Here is a 14,619-nt window from a genome sequence, read left to right on the forward strand (position 1 = left end):
TGTCATGTCTGAACAATTTGCCACCTGGAAAAAACCCGATGATCTGTCGTTTTCTGACTGGATTGAGTCACGCATTGCCCGGTTCAAAGGCCGCAAGTACGACTGGAATGCACTGAAATTCCAGGCCGATTACGACCCTAAGTACCGTCGTGCTCAAATGCGTTACATCGGTACCGGCGCTACCGGCGTTGCCAACGATACCAACACCATACCGGCTGAACATTTCACGTTTTCGACCATGGTGCTGCCGTCCAAATGCGAGGGGCCGCTGCACGTGCACGATGACGTGGAGGAAGTATTTTTCATGCTCAAGGGCACGATCACGTTGACCTTGCAGGACGGCGAGAACACCACCGAAACCATCCTGGAAGAGCGCGATGTTGTGTCCATTCCACCCAATATCTATCGCGGCTTGTTCAACCACGGTGAAGAAGAAGCGCTGATGTGCGTCATGCTGGGAACACCCAAACCCAACATTCCGACCTACCCGGCTGACCACCCACTGTCCAAAGTAAAACGCAACTGAGCCAAAACGCATGCTAGAACGGATGATCTTACTCAACGGCCAATGCCAGCACTACTGTGAAACAGGCCCGGCAGACGCGCCCATTATGGTTCTGCTACATGGCATCAGTTCGGGGGCGCTGTCCTGGGAGCTGCTGGCGCATCACCTGCCTGGCTTCCGGCTGCTTGCCTGGGATGCCCCGGGATATGGCAAAAGCGACGCCCTAAAAAAAGATCATCCGTCCGCTGCCGACTACGCCGATCGATTGAACGACTGGCTCGTCGCCCTGGACGTCGACAATGTCATGCTTGTAGGTCACTCGCTCGGTGCGCTGGTCGCCAGTGCCATGGTTACTCGCCACAACGCACGCCTTGCCAGCGTCGTGCTGGCAGATCCGGCGCGCGGCTACAAACATCAGCCTGAAGACGTGCGGGATCAGGTGTATCGCAGCCGTTGGCCCGCGCTGATTGAACTGGGTGCCGACGCCTTTGCACTGAAAAGGGCTCCTCGCCTGCTTCGCCCCGACACAGAGCCATCAGCCTTGAAGCGGGTCCAAGCAGGCATGCGCCGATTGAACATTGACGGTTTTAAAGCAGCAAGCTGGCTTCTGGCAAATGACGATCTGGCCGACTGGTGGCCCCCAAACACTAGCCTGCCGGCGCGCATTCTGTGTGGCGATCAGGACACCATTACCACTCCCGAGACAGTACAGGCGCTGGCTACAGAGCTCTCTCTCCAATACCGGAGTATCGCCTGTGCAGGGCATGCCAGTTACCTCGATGCGCCCGAGGCTTTTGCCCGGGAACTGATTGACCTTGCTGGCCAGACCAACTTTGAAATGGAGCACCAACCATGAGTTTTATGATTGAACAGCGCGTCGCGGTGGTAACCGGTGGCTCATCTGGAATCGGACTTGAAACCGTTCGTCTGTTGTTGTCACAGGGTGCAAAAGTGGCTTTTTGCGGACGCAATGAAGACCGTCTAAACACCGCGCACGATCAACTCAAAAACGAGTTTCCCGACGCAAACATCGTCGCCTTGCAATGCGACGTACTCGATGCGGATTCCTGCAAGCAGTTAGCGGCGAATGTGGTTTCAATGCTCGGTCCGGTCGACATGCTGATTGCCAATGCAGGCCAGGGTTTTGTAGCTCGTTTCGACGACACACCCAGTGACGCCTGGCTATCGGAAGCCAACTTGAAATTGTTTGGAGTTATCAACCCGCTGAATGCGTTTCGGAGCCAGCTTGCGGCATCCGAGATTGGTTCACTGACCTGCGTCAATTCTCTACTGGCTGTTCAACCCGAGCCGCATATGATCGCGACCTCCGCCGCCAGAGCCGCACTGTTAAACATGACTCACTCTTTAGCCGACCAACTGGTCTCCGAGGGTATTCGCGTTAACTCGATTCTGCTAGGTGTCGTTGAATCCGGCCAGTGGCGTCGACGGTTTGAACGGCGCGGCGATCCCAGCCAGAGCTGGGAAGAGTGGACCGCAGGCATCGCCACTGATCGCGGTGTTCCCATGAAACGTCTCGGCAAACCGGAAGAGCCAGCACGAGCGCTGGTGTTCCTGGCTTCGCCGCTGGCCTCTTTTACCACTGGCGCCGCGCTGGACGTTTCCGGCGGGTTTAACCGGCACATATAGGAGAACCCGCACAATGACACAACGCATCATGATGATTGGCTATGGCGCCATGGGACGGGAAGTTCACCGCCTGCTGCCTGAAGGTCTATCTCTGGGCTGGCTGGTGCTGCCAGAAGCAGACATCGAAAAAGTCACCGCCGAATTACCGGCCAGCACAAAAATACTCAGCCGCATTGACCAGTGCGACGCCGAGCCCACGCTGGTGGTTGAATGCGCCGGACATCCTGGTCTAGCCGCACACGGTGAGGCGGTATTAAGCCGCGGCTGGACCCTGGCCGTGGTATCCATCGGTGCTCTGGCCGACCCGGCCCTGTATCAACGGTTGCGACAGGCAGCAGTTGACGGAGGCGGACGGTTGCAGATTCTCTCAGGCGCTGTCGCCGGTATGGATGGTCTCGCATCAGCCCGCGAAGGCGGGCTGACCTCGGTTACCTATGAGGCCCGAAAAGCGCCGAAAAGCTGGAAGGGCTCACCGGCGGAATCAATGATCGACCTGGACTCAGTCACCGAGGCGACGGCCTTTTTCGAAGGCAGCGCGGGTGAGGCTGCCCATCAGTTTCCGGCCAATGCCAATGTGGCAGCGACCATCGCGTTGTGTGGACTCGGCATGGACGACACAAGGGTCCGCTTGATGGTAGACCCGGATACAAAATGCAACACCCACCGCATTCATGCCGTAGGCGAGTTTGGTGAATTTCAGGTTGAAATGCATGGCAATCCGCTCGCCAGCAACCCAAAAACCTCCATGCTGGCTGCACTGTCTGTTGTGCGTGTCTGCCGGCAATTACTCGACCCGGTGGTCCTGTAAATCCTTTAACCGACCTGACGGAGAACGGACATGTCACACCCAATCTACATTGGAGGCCACTGGCGCGAAGGCCGCGGCGACGTCATCGTTTCCCGGTTTCCGGCAGACGATTCGATCAATGCCGAGCTGCGCGCGGCCAGCCTTGAAGACGTCGAAGACGCGGTCACCGCCGCCGATGCCGCCTGGCGCGACCCGGGCTGGGCTCAACGACTGCCACACCAACGGGCCGAAGTATTATACCGGGTCAGTGACCTGATCATGCAGCAGTTGGATACGCTCTCACGGCTGCAAACCCGCGACAACGGCAAGCCACTGTCGGAAACGCGCGCCCTGGTCGCCAGTGCCGCCGGAACAGCACGTTATATGGCCGCGGCCTGTGAAACGCTCGAAGGCGAATTGCCGACCCGGCGCAGTGCCGAGTTCATGACCTTCAGTGAATACGAACCCCTGGGTGTCATCGCTGCAATCACACCCTGGAATTCACCAATAGCCAGCGACATGCAAAAAGTAGCTCCGGCATTGGCCGGCGGAAATGCCGTTGTATTAAAGCCGGCTGAAGCGACCCCTTTGATGGCGCTTAAACTGGCTGAGTTGTTTGAACAGGCCGGTTTACCAAAAGGTCTGCTGAGCGTATTGCCCGGGCGCGGCAGTGTCATCGGTGACGCACTGGTACGGCACCCAAAAGTTCGCAAGATTTCTTTTACCGGTGGCACCTCTACAGGCCGCCACCTGGCTCACATTGCGGCCGACAAACTGATTGGCACCTCGTTGGAACTGGGCGGCAAGTCGCCAACCATCGTCTGCAAAAGTGCGGATGTGGAACAGGCGGTACGTGGTATAGCCTACGGCATCTTCAGCTCGGGCGGTCAGGCGTGTATTGCTGGTTCCCGGCTGTTCATACACGAGCGTCAGTACAATGCTGTCATGGCTCGGTTGCTGGAAGTTACCTCGGGTCTGCGTGTAGGGCATCCGGAGACTGATGGCGTTCATATTGGGCCGCTGATCAACACAGCCCACCGCGACAGTGTCTCGGCCTATGTTGATCAGGCAAGGCAGGAAGGCGGCAAGGTGTTGATCGGTGGCCAGGCACCCGATGATCCCGACCTGGCGGGTGGTAGTTATTACCTGCCCACCATTATTGAAGGCTTGCCGGCCAACAGCCAAGTCTGCCGCGAAGAAATCTTCGGGCCCGTGCTGGTCGCCCTGAAATACAAGGACGAAGCCGACTTGATACGTCAGGCCAACGACAGCGTTTATGGCCTGGCAGCGGGCATTTGGACGCAGGATTATCGTCAGGCCCTGACCCTGGCGCGTCAACTGGAGGCCGGAACTATCTGGATCAATACCTACAAAAAGTTTGCTATTTCAACCCCGTTTGGTGGTTTCAAAGAGAGTGGGCTCGGCCGCGAAAAAGGCCGACAAGGTATTCAGGCCTACATGCAACAGAAAAGCATCTACCTGGGGCTGGACTCGACACCCATGGGCTGGAGCCAATAACAACACCCCTGTTTCAGAGGACATCGTATGAGCACAATTACAGTGGGTGAGGCCATCGCCCGGACCCTTGAAGTCTACTCGGTCACCGCCGTTTACGGCGTGATCTCCATCCACAACTTACCCATCGCCGATGCGCTGGGGCAACGTGACCGAATCCGTTTTGTTCCAGCCCGCGGCGAGGCAGGTGCTGTCACCATGGCCGACGCTCATACCAGAGTCGGTTCACTGGGGGTTGCATTGACCAGTACCGGCGCTGGCGCTGGTAACGCTGTCGGTGCCTTACTTGAGGCCATGAACGCCGGTACGCCTATGGTCCATATTACCGGCCAGGTTGAAAAAGCTTACCTGGACAGAGATGCGGGCTTCATACACGAGGCCCGTGATCAAATGGGCTTTTTACGGGCCAGCTCCAAACAGGCCTATCGGGTCTGTACGCCTGAGCAGGCAGTACCGATGCTGCACAGGGCCATTCAAGATGCGACGACGGCACCTTGCGGCCCGGTCAGCATTGAAATTCCCATCGACATTCAAGCTGCGCAAGTCGAATGGCGTGACACCACACCGCCCGCGGCAGCGCCCATGGCCAACCTGGCAGAAGAAACGATCACTGAACTGGTGAACGCAATACGTGAGGCGCGTCGCCCAGTGCTCTGGGTCGGTGGAGGCGCCCTGGACGCGGGTGTGGCCGTTCGCAGACTGGCCGACCTGGGTGTTGCGGTTCTATCCACCACTCATGGCCGTGGCATTCTGCCAGACAGCCATCCACGCAGCTTACGTGCATTTCACAATGCCGAACCGGTTCAGACCTTGCTTGCCAACTGCGACCTGATGCTCGTCGCTGGTTCACGCCTGCGCAGCAATGAAACACTGACCTACTCATTGGCATTACCCCGCCCACTGCTGCAAATTGATATAAACCCGGCCGCTAATCAGCGCAACTACGACATCGACGGTTTCTTCTGCGGTGACTGCAACGATGCGTTAACCAGACTGGCCGACGCACTTGAAGGCAACTGGCAAGCAGATACTACCTTTGATGCTGACATCGCAAGCGCCGTGCAAAGCTCGGAGGACGCATTGCGCATTCAGGTGGGAGCCTACGCACGACTGTCGGATGCAGTGCACAAAGCGCTGCCCGTCAACGGCTTGTTTGTCCGTGACATCACGGTCTCAGGCAGTACCTGGGGAGCCCGACTGCTGCCTGCCGAAGCACCTCTGGGTAATATCCATTCCCTGGCGGGCGCCATTGGCATGGGACTGGCCATGGGTATTGGCTGCGCTGTTGCTCAACCTGAGCGAAAAGTCGTGACACTGGTCGGCGACGGTGGGCTTGCTCTCGGACTCGGCGAGATAGCCACCCTGGCTCAGGAACAAGCTGATATGGTGCTGCTGATCATGAATGATGGTGGTTATGGCGTCATGCGCGGCATCCAAACTAAATACTTCGAGGGTCGGCAGTACTTTAACGAACTCCATACGCCAGACTTCGGAAAAATCGCTGAAGCAATGCAGCTACCCTTCTGGAAGGCGAGCCATGCCGACGATTTTTCAGCAATAATGACTGAAGCGGTTAATACAGCTGGCCCGGCAATCGTAGAAGTCGATATGAAGAGTGTTGGCGAACTTAAATTCTCAGGGCCACCTCAGAAGAAACTGTACTAACGTCGGTGAAAGCCTCAGGTGTCTTAATGAACTTGAGGCTCCACAACAGCAACACCTTATCAGTAGTAAAGTTAGAGTCTCGCCAGCCACCTGAAGCGGTTCAGGTAGTGAAGAAAATATAGGGAACAGGAATACAACCCGCTCTCTACCGGGCATTCAGATGAGGTGGCGGGTAATCACAAGTGCCCCCCCCTACAGGTCAAAACCCCTGAGATACCTCGCCCAACGACATGAGCAACTCGGTCTCACTGTCTTTATTAATGCCCAGGTAAACATCCACTGTCTTCACTACCCATGCCGATCTGGGCATGGGGTAGCCCGCCTGGCGGGCGATGCTCTCTGCGTTCACGTTATAGGTTACCCAGGCATCAATATAGCCCAGGGTCAACTTTTTGAGGTTCAATGCATCGTAGGGCAGTTCATCCACATTTACCCCCCGCTCCGTCAGGTACTCGGTAATGGGCGAGTTCTGATACCCACCCACTCTCATACCCTGCAAGTCATCCAGACTGCTGATCTCACGGTCACTGCTTGCCCGGGTGTAAACAACCCACTGGTACTCCGCTAAAGGCCCTATGAACTCAAAGGTGCTTTCGAGGTCGTCATGCCGTTCCAATGGAAAAATGCCATACCCTGGTCTTTCGGAAGCACGCCGGTAGGAGATCGGCCAGGTGCGCATCTGGATACTGTAGTCAACATCCACCTGATTCAGTATCTGCCGTACTCGCTGTGTTGTCTCGTCCTCCAGATCAATGGCACCGGTCTGACTCTGCAAATCGGTATTATAGTGAAACTGGCCATAATCCTCTTTCATAACCCTGAGTTCGGCAGCGGACAATGAACTGCACAAGGCCATCAGAACGGCAAACCACGTGAAATACTTCAATTCTGCACAAAAAGTCATACCTACCCCCAGACTACAACTGGAATCGTTTAATCGCCTGGTCAAGATGATCGGCGATTTCATTAAGTTCGGCGGTTCTCTGAACAGTCGACTCAAAGTCTGCTGCCACGACGGCACCAGTGTCACTAATGGTATTGGTGCGTTTGGTGATGTCTTCCGAGACCGCCTGCTGTTCGTCCGTGGCCACAGAAACCTGCCCATTAAGTTCGCTTACACGGGCGATGAAAGTGAGGTATTCGCTGAATGCTCCTTGCACATCGCCGACGCGACCGGAAATGTCATTCGCATCTTTTACGCTGGTAGAGATAGACGCTACCGCCTCCCGGGACCCTGCCATCACACAGTCTATTTTTTCCGCAATTTCCTGGGTGTAGGTTTGCGTGCGACTGGCCAGTGTACGAACTTCATCGGCCACAACGGCAAACCCTCTTCCCTGCTCGCCAGCTCGTGCTGCTTCAATAGCAGCGTTGAGAGCCAGAAGATTGGTTTGCTCTGTGATATTTCTGATTACGTCGAGAATCTGGTCAATACCGGCTACTTCGCCATCAAGCGTCTCTATAACACCGGTCGCTTCCTGCATGGAAACGGTCAGTTTTTGATTGGAATTAACGGCGGCTCTGACCGCCGTTTCTATATCATGAGCTCGCTCCTCGCTGCGCACCATTTCACCTGCAGCCTGCCGGGTATTATGTGCCACGTCACGAACACTGGCTGCCATTTCAGTGACCGCCGCCGCCACCGAGTTGAGATCTTCACTCTGAAGGTTTAGGCGGGACCGCACAGACTTCGTTGATTCAGCAGTATCTGTGGAAATTGCATTAATATCGCGGTTAAGGTCAGCAATCCTGACGATCATCTCTCTTATCTTGTCGACCAGTTGCTCGGTCGAGTGAAAAATCTCGCCAATTTCATCATTAGGGTAATTACCCACCCTGGCGCTGAAATCACCGTTACCCACCTGCTTCATATACTTGCTCAGCCTGTGAATGGGACGGCGCACACTGCGCACCACAACCCAGGAGACCGCCAGACACAGCAGCAGTATGACAATTGTAGCCACGATGACGATGTAGCGACCAACCGCTACCTGATCCAGCGCCGCCTCACTGATGCCTGTTACTGCGGTATCGACTTGCTGTGACAGTGCCTGAAGGTTTCCGCCCGTATTGGCAAGACTGGCTTGAACGGCCTCTATCTTACCGGGCAATTCTGAGCGTATATCCACAAAGAGGTTGGTTTGCCGGGCGATCAGTCCATCGTTGGCGGTTGCCAGACTGTTAACCTGGTCAAACAAGGGATCGATTGCATCGTTATAGTCAGCAAAAGCAGGGTCAGCATCGACCTGATCGAAGATATCAAAGGTTAGAGTGGCAACCGCATCCAGGCTGTCTCTAAGGTCTGCCTGGGCAGACTCAATAACATCCAGACTGTCAGCCAGGGAGGCATTGATCGCCAGCAAGCTGACAGTGTCGAACAGTCTCTGTAGCCGAAAGGCAAGGGTTACTGCTTCAGGCGCTTCCATTCGAGCGAGGTTGGTGTCAAATGCCGGACCGGCTTCGGCACGCAGCCGGTCTATTTCCCCTCTGACCTCGGTAATGCGGGTTTCGGCTTCTATGGAACGCTCGTGGGTATTCATGTTCAGCGCTACCCGTTCGAACTGCTCCCGCGCCTGCTGCACTGACTGCGTTAACCGCGCTTCTAGCTCTGGCGACTGACTCAGTAAGGGAAAGTCAGTCGCCAGTCTGTCTGCCCTCTCATTGAAAGCCTGGATGTCTGACTCGACTCTGCCACGAATGGTCGCCATGACATCCGCTTGCCTCGCGTTATAGTGCTCGGCCGCACCGGTACTGATGTCTTTCAACGTCAACCTGGCATCTGCCAGTGCTTCCTTTACCGGCAAGGCCTCAGTAACAAGGGAGTTCACACTCTGGCTGGACTGTTGCAAACTGAACAGACTCACACCGAGCATACACAGCACACCAATACCGACTAGTCCAAAGCCGACACTCAGACGGGTCACCAGCGTCAGCCGCGGTAAACTGAGGTACTTTTTCAACACTGTGATCCGGGTCATTCCAAGGGAACTGACAACCATCACGGCCTCCTATTTGTTATTTTGGCCAGTGGTCTATAGATATTTTCTGTCACTGTTTGCTTTATCAGCAAGCCCCGGTTTCAGGCCGTTGCCACCGACATAGCACGCTATCTCGATGGCTCAACATCCCTTGAACCGGGGTTGATATCAACGTGTTGGCTGTCCCCCCCCAGAAATGGAATATTACGCGCTTATCGTTAATGCTTGTGACCACAGCTACCGCCTGAACCATGGCTGTGACCGCAGCTGCCGCCGTGACTGTGGCTATGTCCTTTAGCCGACCCGGTACTGACACCCCCGTGCACGGTGCGTCTACTGTTGACCGAGCCATAGACCGGGGTTTCCCGGCTATTGCTGTACATCTGTTGTGCTAGTGCAACGTTAGAGGCACAACCACAGGCAGTGGCAGCGGCACTTTTGTAGTTGACCTGGACGTGCTTTTTGAGCCCTTTCATGTGCAGTGCCGGAGCACCCATGATAACGCGCTCCAACAATTCTCCCGTCTCCGGATGAGAGGTCAGTGCCGGGTCATGAATGCTGTGGGAGATCTCAAAGATCTCCCCGGAGTCGGTTGCCCGATAGGTGTAGGTAGGCATAGTGTTTCCTCAATTCCAATACTTAATAGGGGTTCGCCACGAACAGATCCTGGGCTGGGAAAAGCGTGATGACCCGACAGCCATCAGCCGTCACCACAACTTCCTCTTCGATACGGGCGGCGCCATTGCCATCTGCTGCCGGGCAGTAGGTCTCAAGGGCGAACACCATGCCTTCCTGCAGTTCAAACGGGTTCTCAAAGGAAACCAGTCGGCTGATGATGGGACGCTCATGAAGCGCAAGTCCAAGTCCATGCCCGAACTGCAGACCAAAGGCTTCCATTTCGCTTTGAAAGCCAAACTCGGTTGCTGCCGGCCATACGGCTGCAATCTTATCGGTGGTCATCCCCGGTCTGACCAGGTTAATAGCAGCGTCGATCCATTCGCGGGCTTTGCGATAGGCATCCACCTGGGCAAGCGTTTTACTGCCCACATTCAGCGTTCGGTAATAACAGGTGCGATAACCCATGTAAGACTGGATGATGTCAAAAAAAGCCTGATCGCCCGGACGATACATGCGATCAGTAAAGTTATGTGGGTGTGGGCTGCAACGCTCCCCTGATACAGCGTTTATCGCCTCTACATCGTCCGACCCATTGTCATAAAGAAACTTGTTGGCGATGGCAACGAGCTCGTTCTCTCGTTTGCCTGGTTTCAGGTTGTCCGCTATCAACTGGTAACATCCATCGACCATCGATGCTGACTGATTCAGCAGGATGATCTCATCCATGCTTTTGATCTGACGTGCATTCAGCATCACTTGCTGTACATCTCGAACATCGAGCCCTTGCTTTTGCAAGGCGAACAACATGGGCGGTTCACAGACATCCACACCGATGGGCATATCGGCAACCCCTTCGGACTGAAGAATATCGCGAATTTCTTTTGCCGCATTTTCGAATAGCCCGGCTTCTTCAGCCACGGAACCGCGCAAGCCCAACATGCCGGCACGCCAGTGATCGTTATCGAACCAGGGGTTATTCAATCGGTGGTGTGCCGCGGCACTGCCAAAGTCCCACAGATAAGGGTCGGAATTACCCGTAAACAAGGCATACCGGCATATTTTGTCCCGCGACCACTCACCAATGACGCTGCTGGTGAGGTAACGAATGTTGTTGTTGTCGAAACACAACATGGCACCCAGGTCAGACTCACGAAGTGCCTGTCTGGCGCGTTCCACGCGATACTTGTGCAAACGTTTGAAGTCGACACGTTCTTCAAAATCAACATTCATACGCCCGGGTGCCGGTATAGGACGGCTCCAATCCCAGCGGGGGTCAAGTGCGTCGGTGTCAATGATGCTCGGCTCTACAATAATGTTGTTACTCATGGTATTCCTCTCGCCCACGGTGTTGTGCCTGGCCACATCCCGGCACTTCACCACAGTGTCTTTGGTTATTTTGGTGTGATTCCGGAGATCGCCTGGATCAGCTTATCTTCCGTTACATCTTCTGAGGTGAACGTTTTTATTATTTCGCCTGAGTACATGGCAACGATTCGGTCGGCAACATGCAATACTTCGGGCATTTCCGAACTGATCACGATAACGGCGTAGCCACCGGCTGCGAGCTCCCGTATCAGCTTGTGAATTTCGGACTTGGAGCCTACGTCTATGCCTCGCGTTGGCTCATCAACAATCAGGACTTTCGGATGCATTGACAACCACTTGCCAATGACGATCTTCTGCTGGTTACCACCGGAGAGATTGCCCACGGTTTGTCGCCAGCCCGGTGTGCGAATATCCAGCCGATCCCGATACAGGTCGAAAAGCGCTACTTCTGCACCATCGGATACGAAAGGCCCTGCTTTCATGTCATCAATCTGTGGCAACGTCATGTTGTCGCGACAGTTCATGCCAAGCACCAGGCCTTGCGTTTTACGGTCTTCAGGAACCAGGGAAATCCCTTCTCTAATAGCAGTAGCAGGCGAATTGATGACTGTTTCTTTGCCTTCCAGAAAGATCGCTCCTGAACTGGGTTGTCTGAGTCCAAACAGTGTTTCCGCTATTTCCGTTCTGCCCGCGCCCACCAAACCGTAAAACCCCAGGACTTCGCCGCACCGAACCTGAAAGCTAACGTTGTGGAATGAAGCCCCACAACTGAGATCTTTAACCTCAATGGCAATCTCACCCAGCTCATGGTTAACAGGAGCACGGGACAAGTCGAGATTACGGCCAATCATCATTCGAGTAATGGCTTCCTCAGTGGTATCCGCCGTCAACACAGAATCCTGATACTGGCCGTCACGGAGCACACTGACCCGGTCGGTAATCTTGAAAATCTCCTCCATGCGATGGGATATATAAACAATGCCAACCCCCTGGCTCTTCAAGTCGTCGATTACTTCAAACAGGACCAGCTTCTCGGCATCGGTCAGTGAGGCGGTTGGTTCATCGAAAATCACCGCTTTGGCGTCCACCGTCAAAGCCCGTGCAATCTCGACCATTTGCTGGTTGGCAATGGATAAATCCCCGACCCGGGTACGCGCATCGAAGTTCACTTTCAGGCGTGTTAGAATCCCATCGGTTTTTTCAAAGAGTGTTTTCCAATCAACCCGACCCATCGACTTTCTCGGTAACTCACCCAGGTACACGTTTTCTGCCACAGACAGCTCTTCAGCGAGGCTGAGCTCCTGATGGATAAAAACGATGCCCTTATTCTTGGCATCGAGCGGGTTGGACATGACAACCGGCGTTTCAGCAACGTAGATCGTTCCAGCATCGGGTTGATAGATTCCGCCGAGTACTTTCATCAGCGTCGATTTTCCGGCACCGTTCTCTCCCATCAGCGCATGAACTTCACCTGCCATCACAGAAAGAGATACGTTATCGAGCGCCTTAACACCCGGAAATGCTTTGACAATGCCCTCCAGACGCAGGGCTGGCGTTGACTGAGTCATACTTTTAACTCCTGTGCGCCCTTCACGTTGAGCTGGCGATCAATGAACAGAACCACAATCAGGATAAGGCCGAGAACCAGATTCACGGTTGAGGTATCAGCCCCAATGTAGCCCAGCCCTGTTCGCAGCAACTGGATAGCAATGACCCCTCCCAGGGTACCGATGATCGAGCCCGAACCACCGGCCAGCTTGGTACCACCCAGCACCACGGCGGTGATGACCCACAATTCATACAACATGCCGTCATTCGGGTTTACCGAGCCCGATCCGGCGTAGAAAACGACCGCAGACAAGGCAGCCAGAAAGCCTATTAGCGCAAAATTGATCAACATATGCGGGCCTACCCGAATGCCTGCGTTGACGGCCGCATTCCGGTTGTCGCCTATCGCATACGCATTACGCCCGTGGACTGTGTAGCGGGTGATCAGCCAAACAACCAGAACGGTCAGCCCAAACACCCAGGTGGCTGTGTGTAATCCAAGAAATCGAGCCTCGGCAAGGTCGACCAGCGTCCAGTTGAGGTTTGACGTTGGGTTTTCACCGTTGAACATAAATACAAGACCACGATAGCCCAACATGGAACCCAGAGTGACGATGAAGGCATCGACGCCTGTCTTCCACACGATCAACCCGTTTAAAGCGCCAAGTAAAACCCCGGTGGTCAAAGCAAGTAATACACTGGCAACAATTACCCAGTCGCCAATGCCCGAGAAAATACTCCAGGACAAACTGTCCAGCAGGATAATTCCCGCCATGGCAAAGATGGCCCCAACGCTCAAGTCAATGTTTCCGTTCACCATGACAATGGTCATACCGACAGCAATGATGCCAATGGGAGCGGACTGTTTGAGCAGAAGTAACATGTTTCCGCCATCCATGAACGCGACATCCGTTAACGACAAGTATTTTCCCGCAATACTGAAAAATATGAGCTCAACAACAATGAACAACCAAATTGCGCTCGTGCTTAGGTTGCGTTTTATAAAATCAGAATTCATCACCCGCTCCTATATCGTGGCCCAGAACTTGCCACGCTTGACTGAGATATCGAGCCACACCGCCAGGATGATAATGATCCACGTGATGACATACTGGATATAGAAGGGCCACCCAATCAGCAGGAGTCCGTTTTGAATGAAACCCAGAATCAATACGCCGATGACTGTCTTGAGAACCGTACCTGAACCCCCCAGAAGCGATGCACCTCCGAGAATGACAGCCGCGAGCACTTCCAGCTCCAGGCCTTGGCCAACCGTATTTTGGCTACCCATTGAACGACTGGCCTGAATCAACCCGGCCGTTGCCACGCAAAACGCTGAAATGAGATAACAGGTAAATACGGTACGGGCTCTGGGTATGCCAGAAAAAGACGCGGCGGTTGAGTTGCCACCGACGGCATAAACCTTCCTTCCGAACGGAGTTTTTGCCAGGAGTACGCCAAGAAATGCAGCCAGTGCGACAAACAGGATAATCGGCACGGGCAAGCCAAGAATTTCCCCCTGCCCGAAGAAGCTGAACCAGGTGCCTGCTTTGTCGTCAATATCCATGTTCTTACCGCCTGAATAGGTCAGCGTCAGTCCATGGATGGCCGAGAGCATGCCAAGGGTTACAATCAGGGAGTTGAGTCGTAGATAACCAACCAGGAAACCGATGGTCCCGCCCAAACCGAGTGTCATTAAGTACATGGTTGGAATGGCCAGGCTGGGCCCTAATTTATCGTGCAGATCAAGCACCACAATCGTGGAGAAAGACATCATGGAGCCGACCGACAAGTCGAGATTCCCGCTGATGACGACAAAGGTCACGCCAAGAGCCATCACACCCAGAATCGCCGATGATCTGACCACGCTTTGTAGATTGTCCAACGACAGAAACTTGGGACTAGCAAGCGCAAAAACCACCATAAACACCACGAATGCGATGAGAATGCCTTGATTGCCAATCACCGTAAGAATTCGTTTTCTGGCTAGATTTGCCATATGGGTATCCCTGAAACCGTATTGTTTTTAT

Annotated in this window: 13 protein-coding genes; 6 read left to right on the forward strand and 7 right to left on the reverse strand. The window is 54.5% G+C overall.

What is annotated here, in order from left to right; genetic code table 11:
- The first annotated feature begins 4 nt into the window (after positions 1 to 4).
- The 6 genes from ABJT94_RS01785 (at position 5) to ABJT94_RS01810 (ending at position 6,119) form a co-directional block, all read left to right on the forward strand.
- Positions 5 to 526 (forward strand): cupin domain-containing protein, encoded by a 522-nt coding sequence (locus ABJT94_RS01785; RefSeq protein ID WP_348475963.1) that lies wholly within the window; start codon positions 5 to 7, stop codon positions 524 to 526.
- 85 nt (positions 527 to 611) lie between these two features.
- A complete protein-coding gene (locus ABJT94_RS01790; RefSeq protein WP_348475964.1) occupies positions 612 to 1,361 on the forward strand; it encodes an alpha/beta hydrolase in 750 nt (249 codons plus the stop codon).
- A complete protein-coding gene (locus tag ABJT94_RS01795; RefSeq protein WP_348475965.1) occupies positions 1,358 to 2,152 on the forward strand; it encodes an SDR family oxidoreductase in 795 nt (264 codons plus the stop codon). Before ABJT94_RS01790 ends, ABJT94_RS01795 begins: the two co-directional genes overlap by 4 nt.
- Before the next feature lie 13 nt (positions 2,153 to 2,165).
- Positions 2,166 to 2,960, forward strand: a complete 795-nt coding sequence (locus ABJT94_RS01800; protein WP_348475966.1) for an aspartate dehydrogenase — start codon at positions 2,166 to 2,168, stop codon at positions 2,958 to 2,960.
- Between the two features lie 30 nt (positions 2,961 to 2,990).
- On the forward strand, positions 2,991 to 4,457 hold the full coding sequence (locus ABJT94_RS01805) for an aldehyde dehydrogenase (protein WP_348475967.1): 1,467 nt from the start codon (positions 2,991 to 2,993) through the stop codon (positions 4,455 to 4,457).
- 27 nt (positions 4,458 to 4,484) lie between these two features.
- Entirely contained in the window at positions 4,485 to 6,119 is a 1,635-nt protein-coding gene (locus ABJT94_RS01810; protein WP_348475968.1) for a thiamine pyrophosphate-binding protein, read from the forward strand.
- A gap of 199 nt (positions 6,120 to 6,318) precedes the next feature.
- Here the strand turns inward: ABJT94_RS01810 and ABJT94_RS01815 are convergent, their stop codons facing one another.
- The 7 genes from ABJT94_RS01815 to ABJT94_RS01845 form a co-directional block, all read right to left on the reverse strand.
- Positions 6,319 to 6,933 (reverse strand): ABC transporter substrate-binding protein, encoded by a 615-nt coding sequence (locus ABJT94_RS01815; RefSeq protein WP_348475970.1) that lies wholly within the window; start codon positions 6,931 to 6,933, stop codon positions 6,319 to 6,321.
- 103 nt (positions 6,934 to 7,036) lie between these two features.
- Positions 7,037 to 9,118 (reverse strand): methyl-accepting chemotaxis protein, encoded by a 2,082-nt coding sequence (locus ABJT94_RS01820; RefSeq protein ID WP_348475972.1) that lies wholly within the window; start codon positions 9,116 to 9,118, stop codon positions 7,037 to 7,039.
- 197 nt (positions 9,119 to 9,315) lie between these two features.
- A complete protein-coding gene (locus tag ABJT94_RS01825; RefSeq protein WP_348475973.1) occupies positions 9,316 to 9,714 on the reverse strand; it encodes a zinc ribbon domain-containing protein in 399 nt (132 codons plus the stop codon).
- A gap of 22 nt (positions 9,715 to 9,736) precedes the next feature.
- Complete coding sequence (locus ABJT94_RS01830; protein ID WP_348475975.1) at positions 9,737 to 11,041, reverse strand: M24 family metallopeptidase; 1,305 nt, start codon at positions 11,039 to 11,041, stop codon at positions 9,737 to 9,739.
- A gap of 65 nt (positions 11,042 to 11,106) precedes the next feature.
- Positions 11,107 to 12,609 (reverse strand): sugar ABC transporter ATP-binding protein, encoded by a 1,503-nt coding sequence (locus tag ABJT94_RS01835; protein ID WP_348475976.1) that lies wholly within the window; start codon positions 12,607 to 12,609, stop codon positions 11,107 to 11,109.
- A complete protein-coding gene (locus ABJT94_RS01840) occupies positions 12,606 to 13,472 on the reverse strand; it encodes an ABC transporter permease (RefSeq protein WP_348475977.1) in 867 nt (288 codons plus the stop codon). Before ABJT94_RS01840 ends, ABJT94_RS01835 begins: the two co-directional genes overlap by 4 nt.
- Positions 13,473 to 13,616: 144 nt before the next feature.
- Entirely contained in the window at positions 13,617 to 14,588 is a 972-nt protein-coding gene (locus ABJT94_RS01845) for an ABC transporter permease (protein WP_348475979.1), read from the reverse strand.
- Positions 14,589 to 14,619: the final 31 nt, after the last annotated feature.

The organism is Saccharospirillum sp. (assembly GCF_039982735.1).
Taxonomy (GTDB): domain Bacteria; phylum Pseudomonadota; class Gammaproteobacteria; order Pseudomonadales; family Natronospirillaceae; genus Saccharospirillum.

What these genes read in the sequence shown, in the direction of transcription:
- ABJT94_RS01785 (WP_348475963.1), top strand. Translation starts at nt 5, where the DNA reads ATGTCTGAACAATTTGCCACCTGGAAAAAACCCGATGATCTGTCGTTT.
- ABJT94_RS01790 (WP_348475964.1), top strand. Translation starts at nt 612, where the DNA reads ATGGTTCTGCTACATGGCATCAGTTCGGGGGCGCTGTCCTGGGAGCTG.
- ABJT94_RS01795 (WP_348475965.1), top strand. Translation starts at nt 1,358, where the DNA reads ATGAGTTTTATGATTGAACAGCGCGTCGCGGTGGTAACCGGTGGCTCA.
- ABJT94_RS01800 (WP_348475966.1), top strand. Translation starts at nt 2,166, where the DNA reads ATGACACAACGCATCATGATGATTGGCTATGGCGCCATGGGACGGGAA.
- ABJT94_RS01805 (WP_348475967.1), top strand. Translation starts at nt 2,991, where the DNA reads ATGTCACACCCAATCTACATTGGAGGCCACTGGCGCGAAGGCCGCGGC.
- ABJT94_RS01810 (WP_348475968.1), top strand. Translation starts at nt 4,485, where the DNA reads ATGAGCACAATTACAGTGGGTGAGGCCATCGCCCGGACCCTTGAAGTC.
- ABJT94_RS01815 (WP_348475970.1), bottom strand. Translation starts at nt 6,933, where the DNA reads ATGAAAGAGGATTATGGCCAGTTTCACTATAATACCGATTTGCAGAGT.
- ABJT94_RS01820 (WP_348475972.1), bottom strand. Translation starts at nt 9,118, where the DNA reads ATGGTTGTCAGTTCCCTTGGAATGACCCGGATCACAGTGTTGAAAAAG.
- ABJT94_RS01825 (WP_348475973.1), bottom strand. Translation starts at nt 9,714, where the DNA reads ATGCCTACCTACACCTATCGGGCAACCGACTCCGGGGAGATCTTTGAG.
- ABJT94_RS01830 (WP_348475975.1), bottom strand. Translation starts at nt 11,041, where the DNA reads ATGAGTAACAACATTATTGTAGAGCCGAGCATCATTGACACCGACGCA.
- ABJT94_RS01835 (WP_348475976.1), bottom strand. Translation starts at nt 12,609, where the DNA reads ATGACTCAGTCAACGCCAGCCCTGCGTCTGGAGGGCATTGTCAAAGCA.
- ABJT94_RS01840 (WP_348475977.1), bottom strand. Translation starts at nt 13,472, where the DNA reads ATGTTACTTCTGCTCAAACAGTCCGCTCCCATTGGCATCATTGCTGTC.
- ABJT94_RS01845 (WP_348475979.1), bottom strand. Translation starts at nt 14,588, where the DNA reads ATGGCAAATCTAGCCAGAAAACGAATTCTTACGGTGATTGGCAATCAA.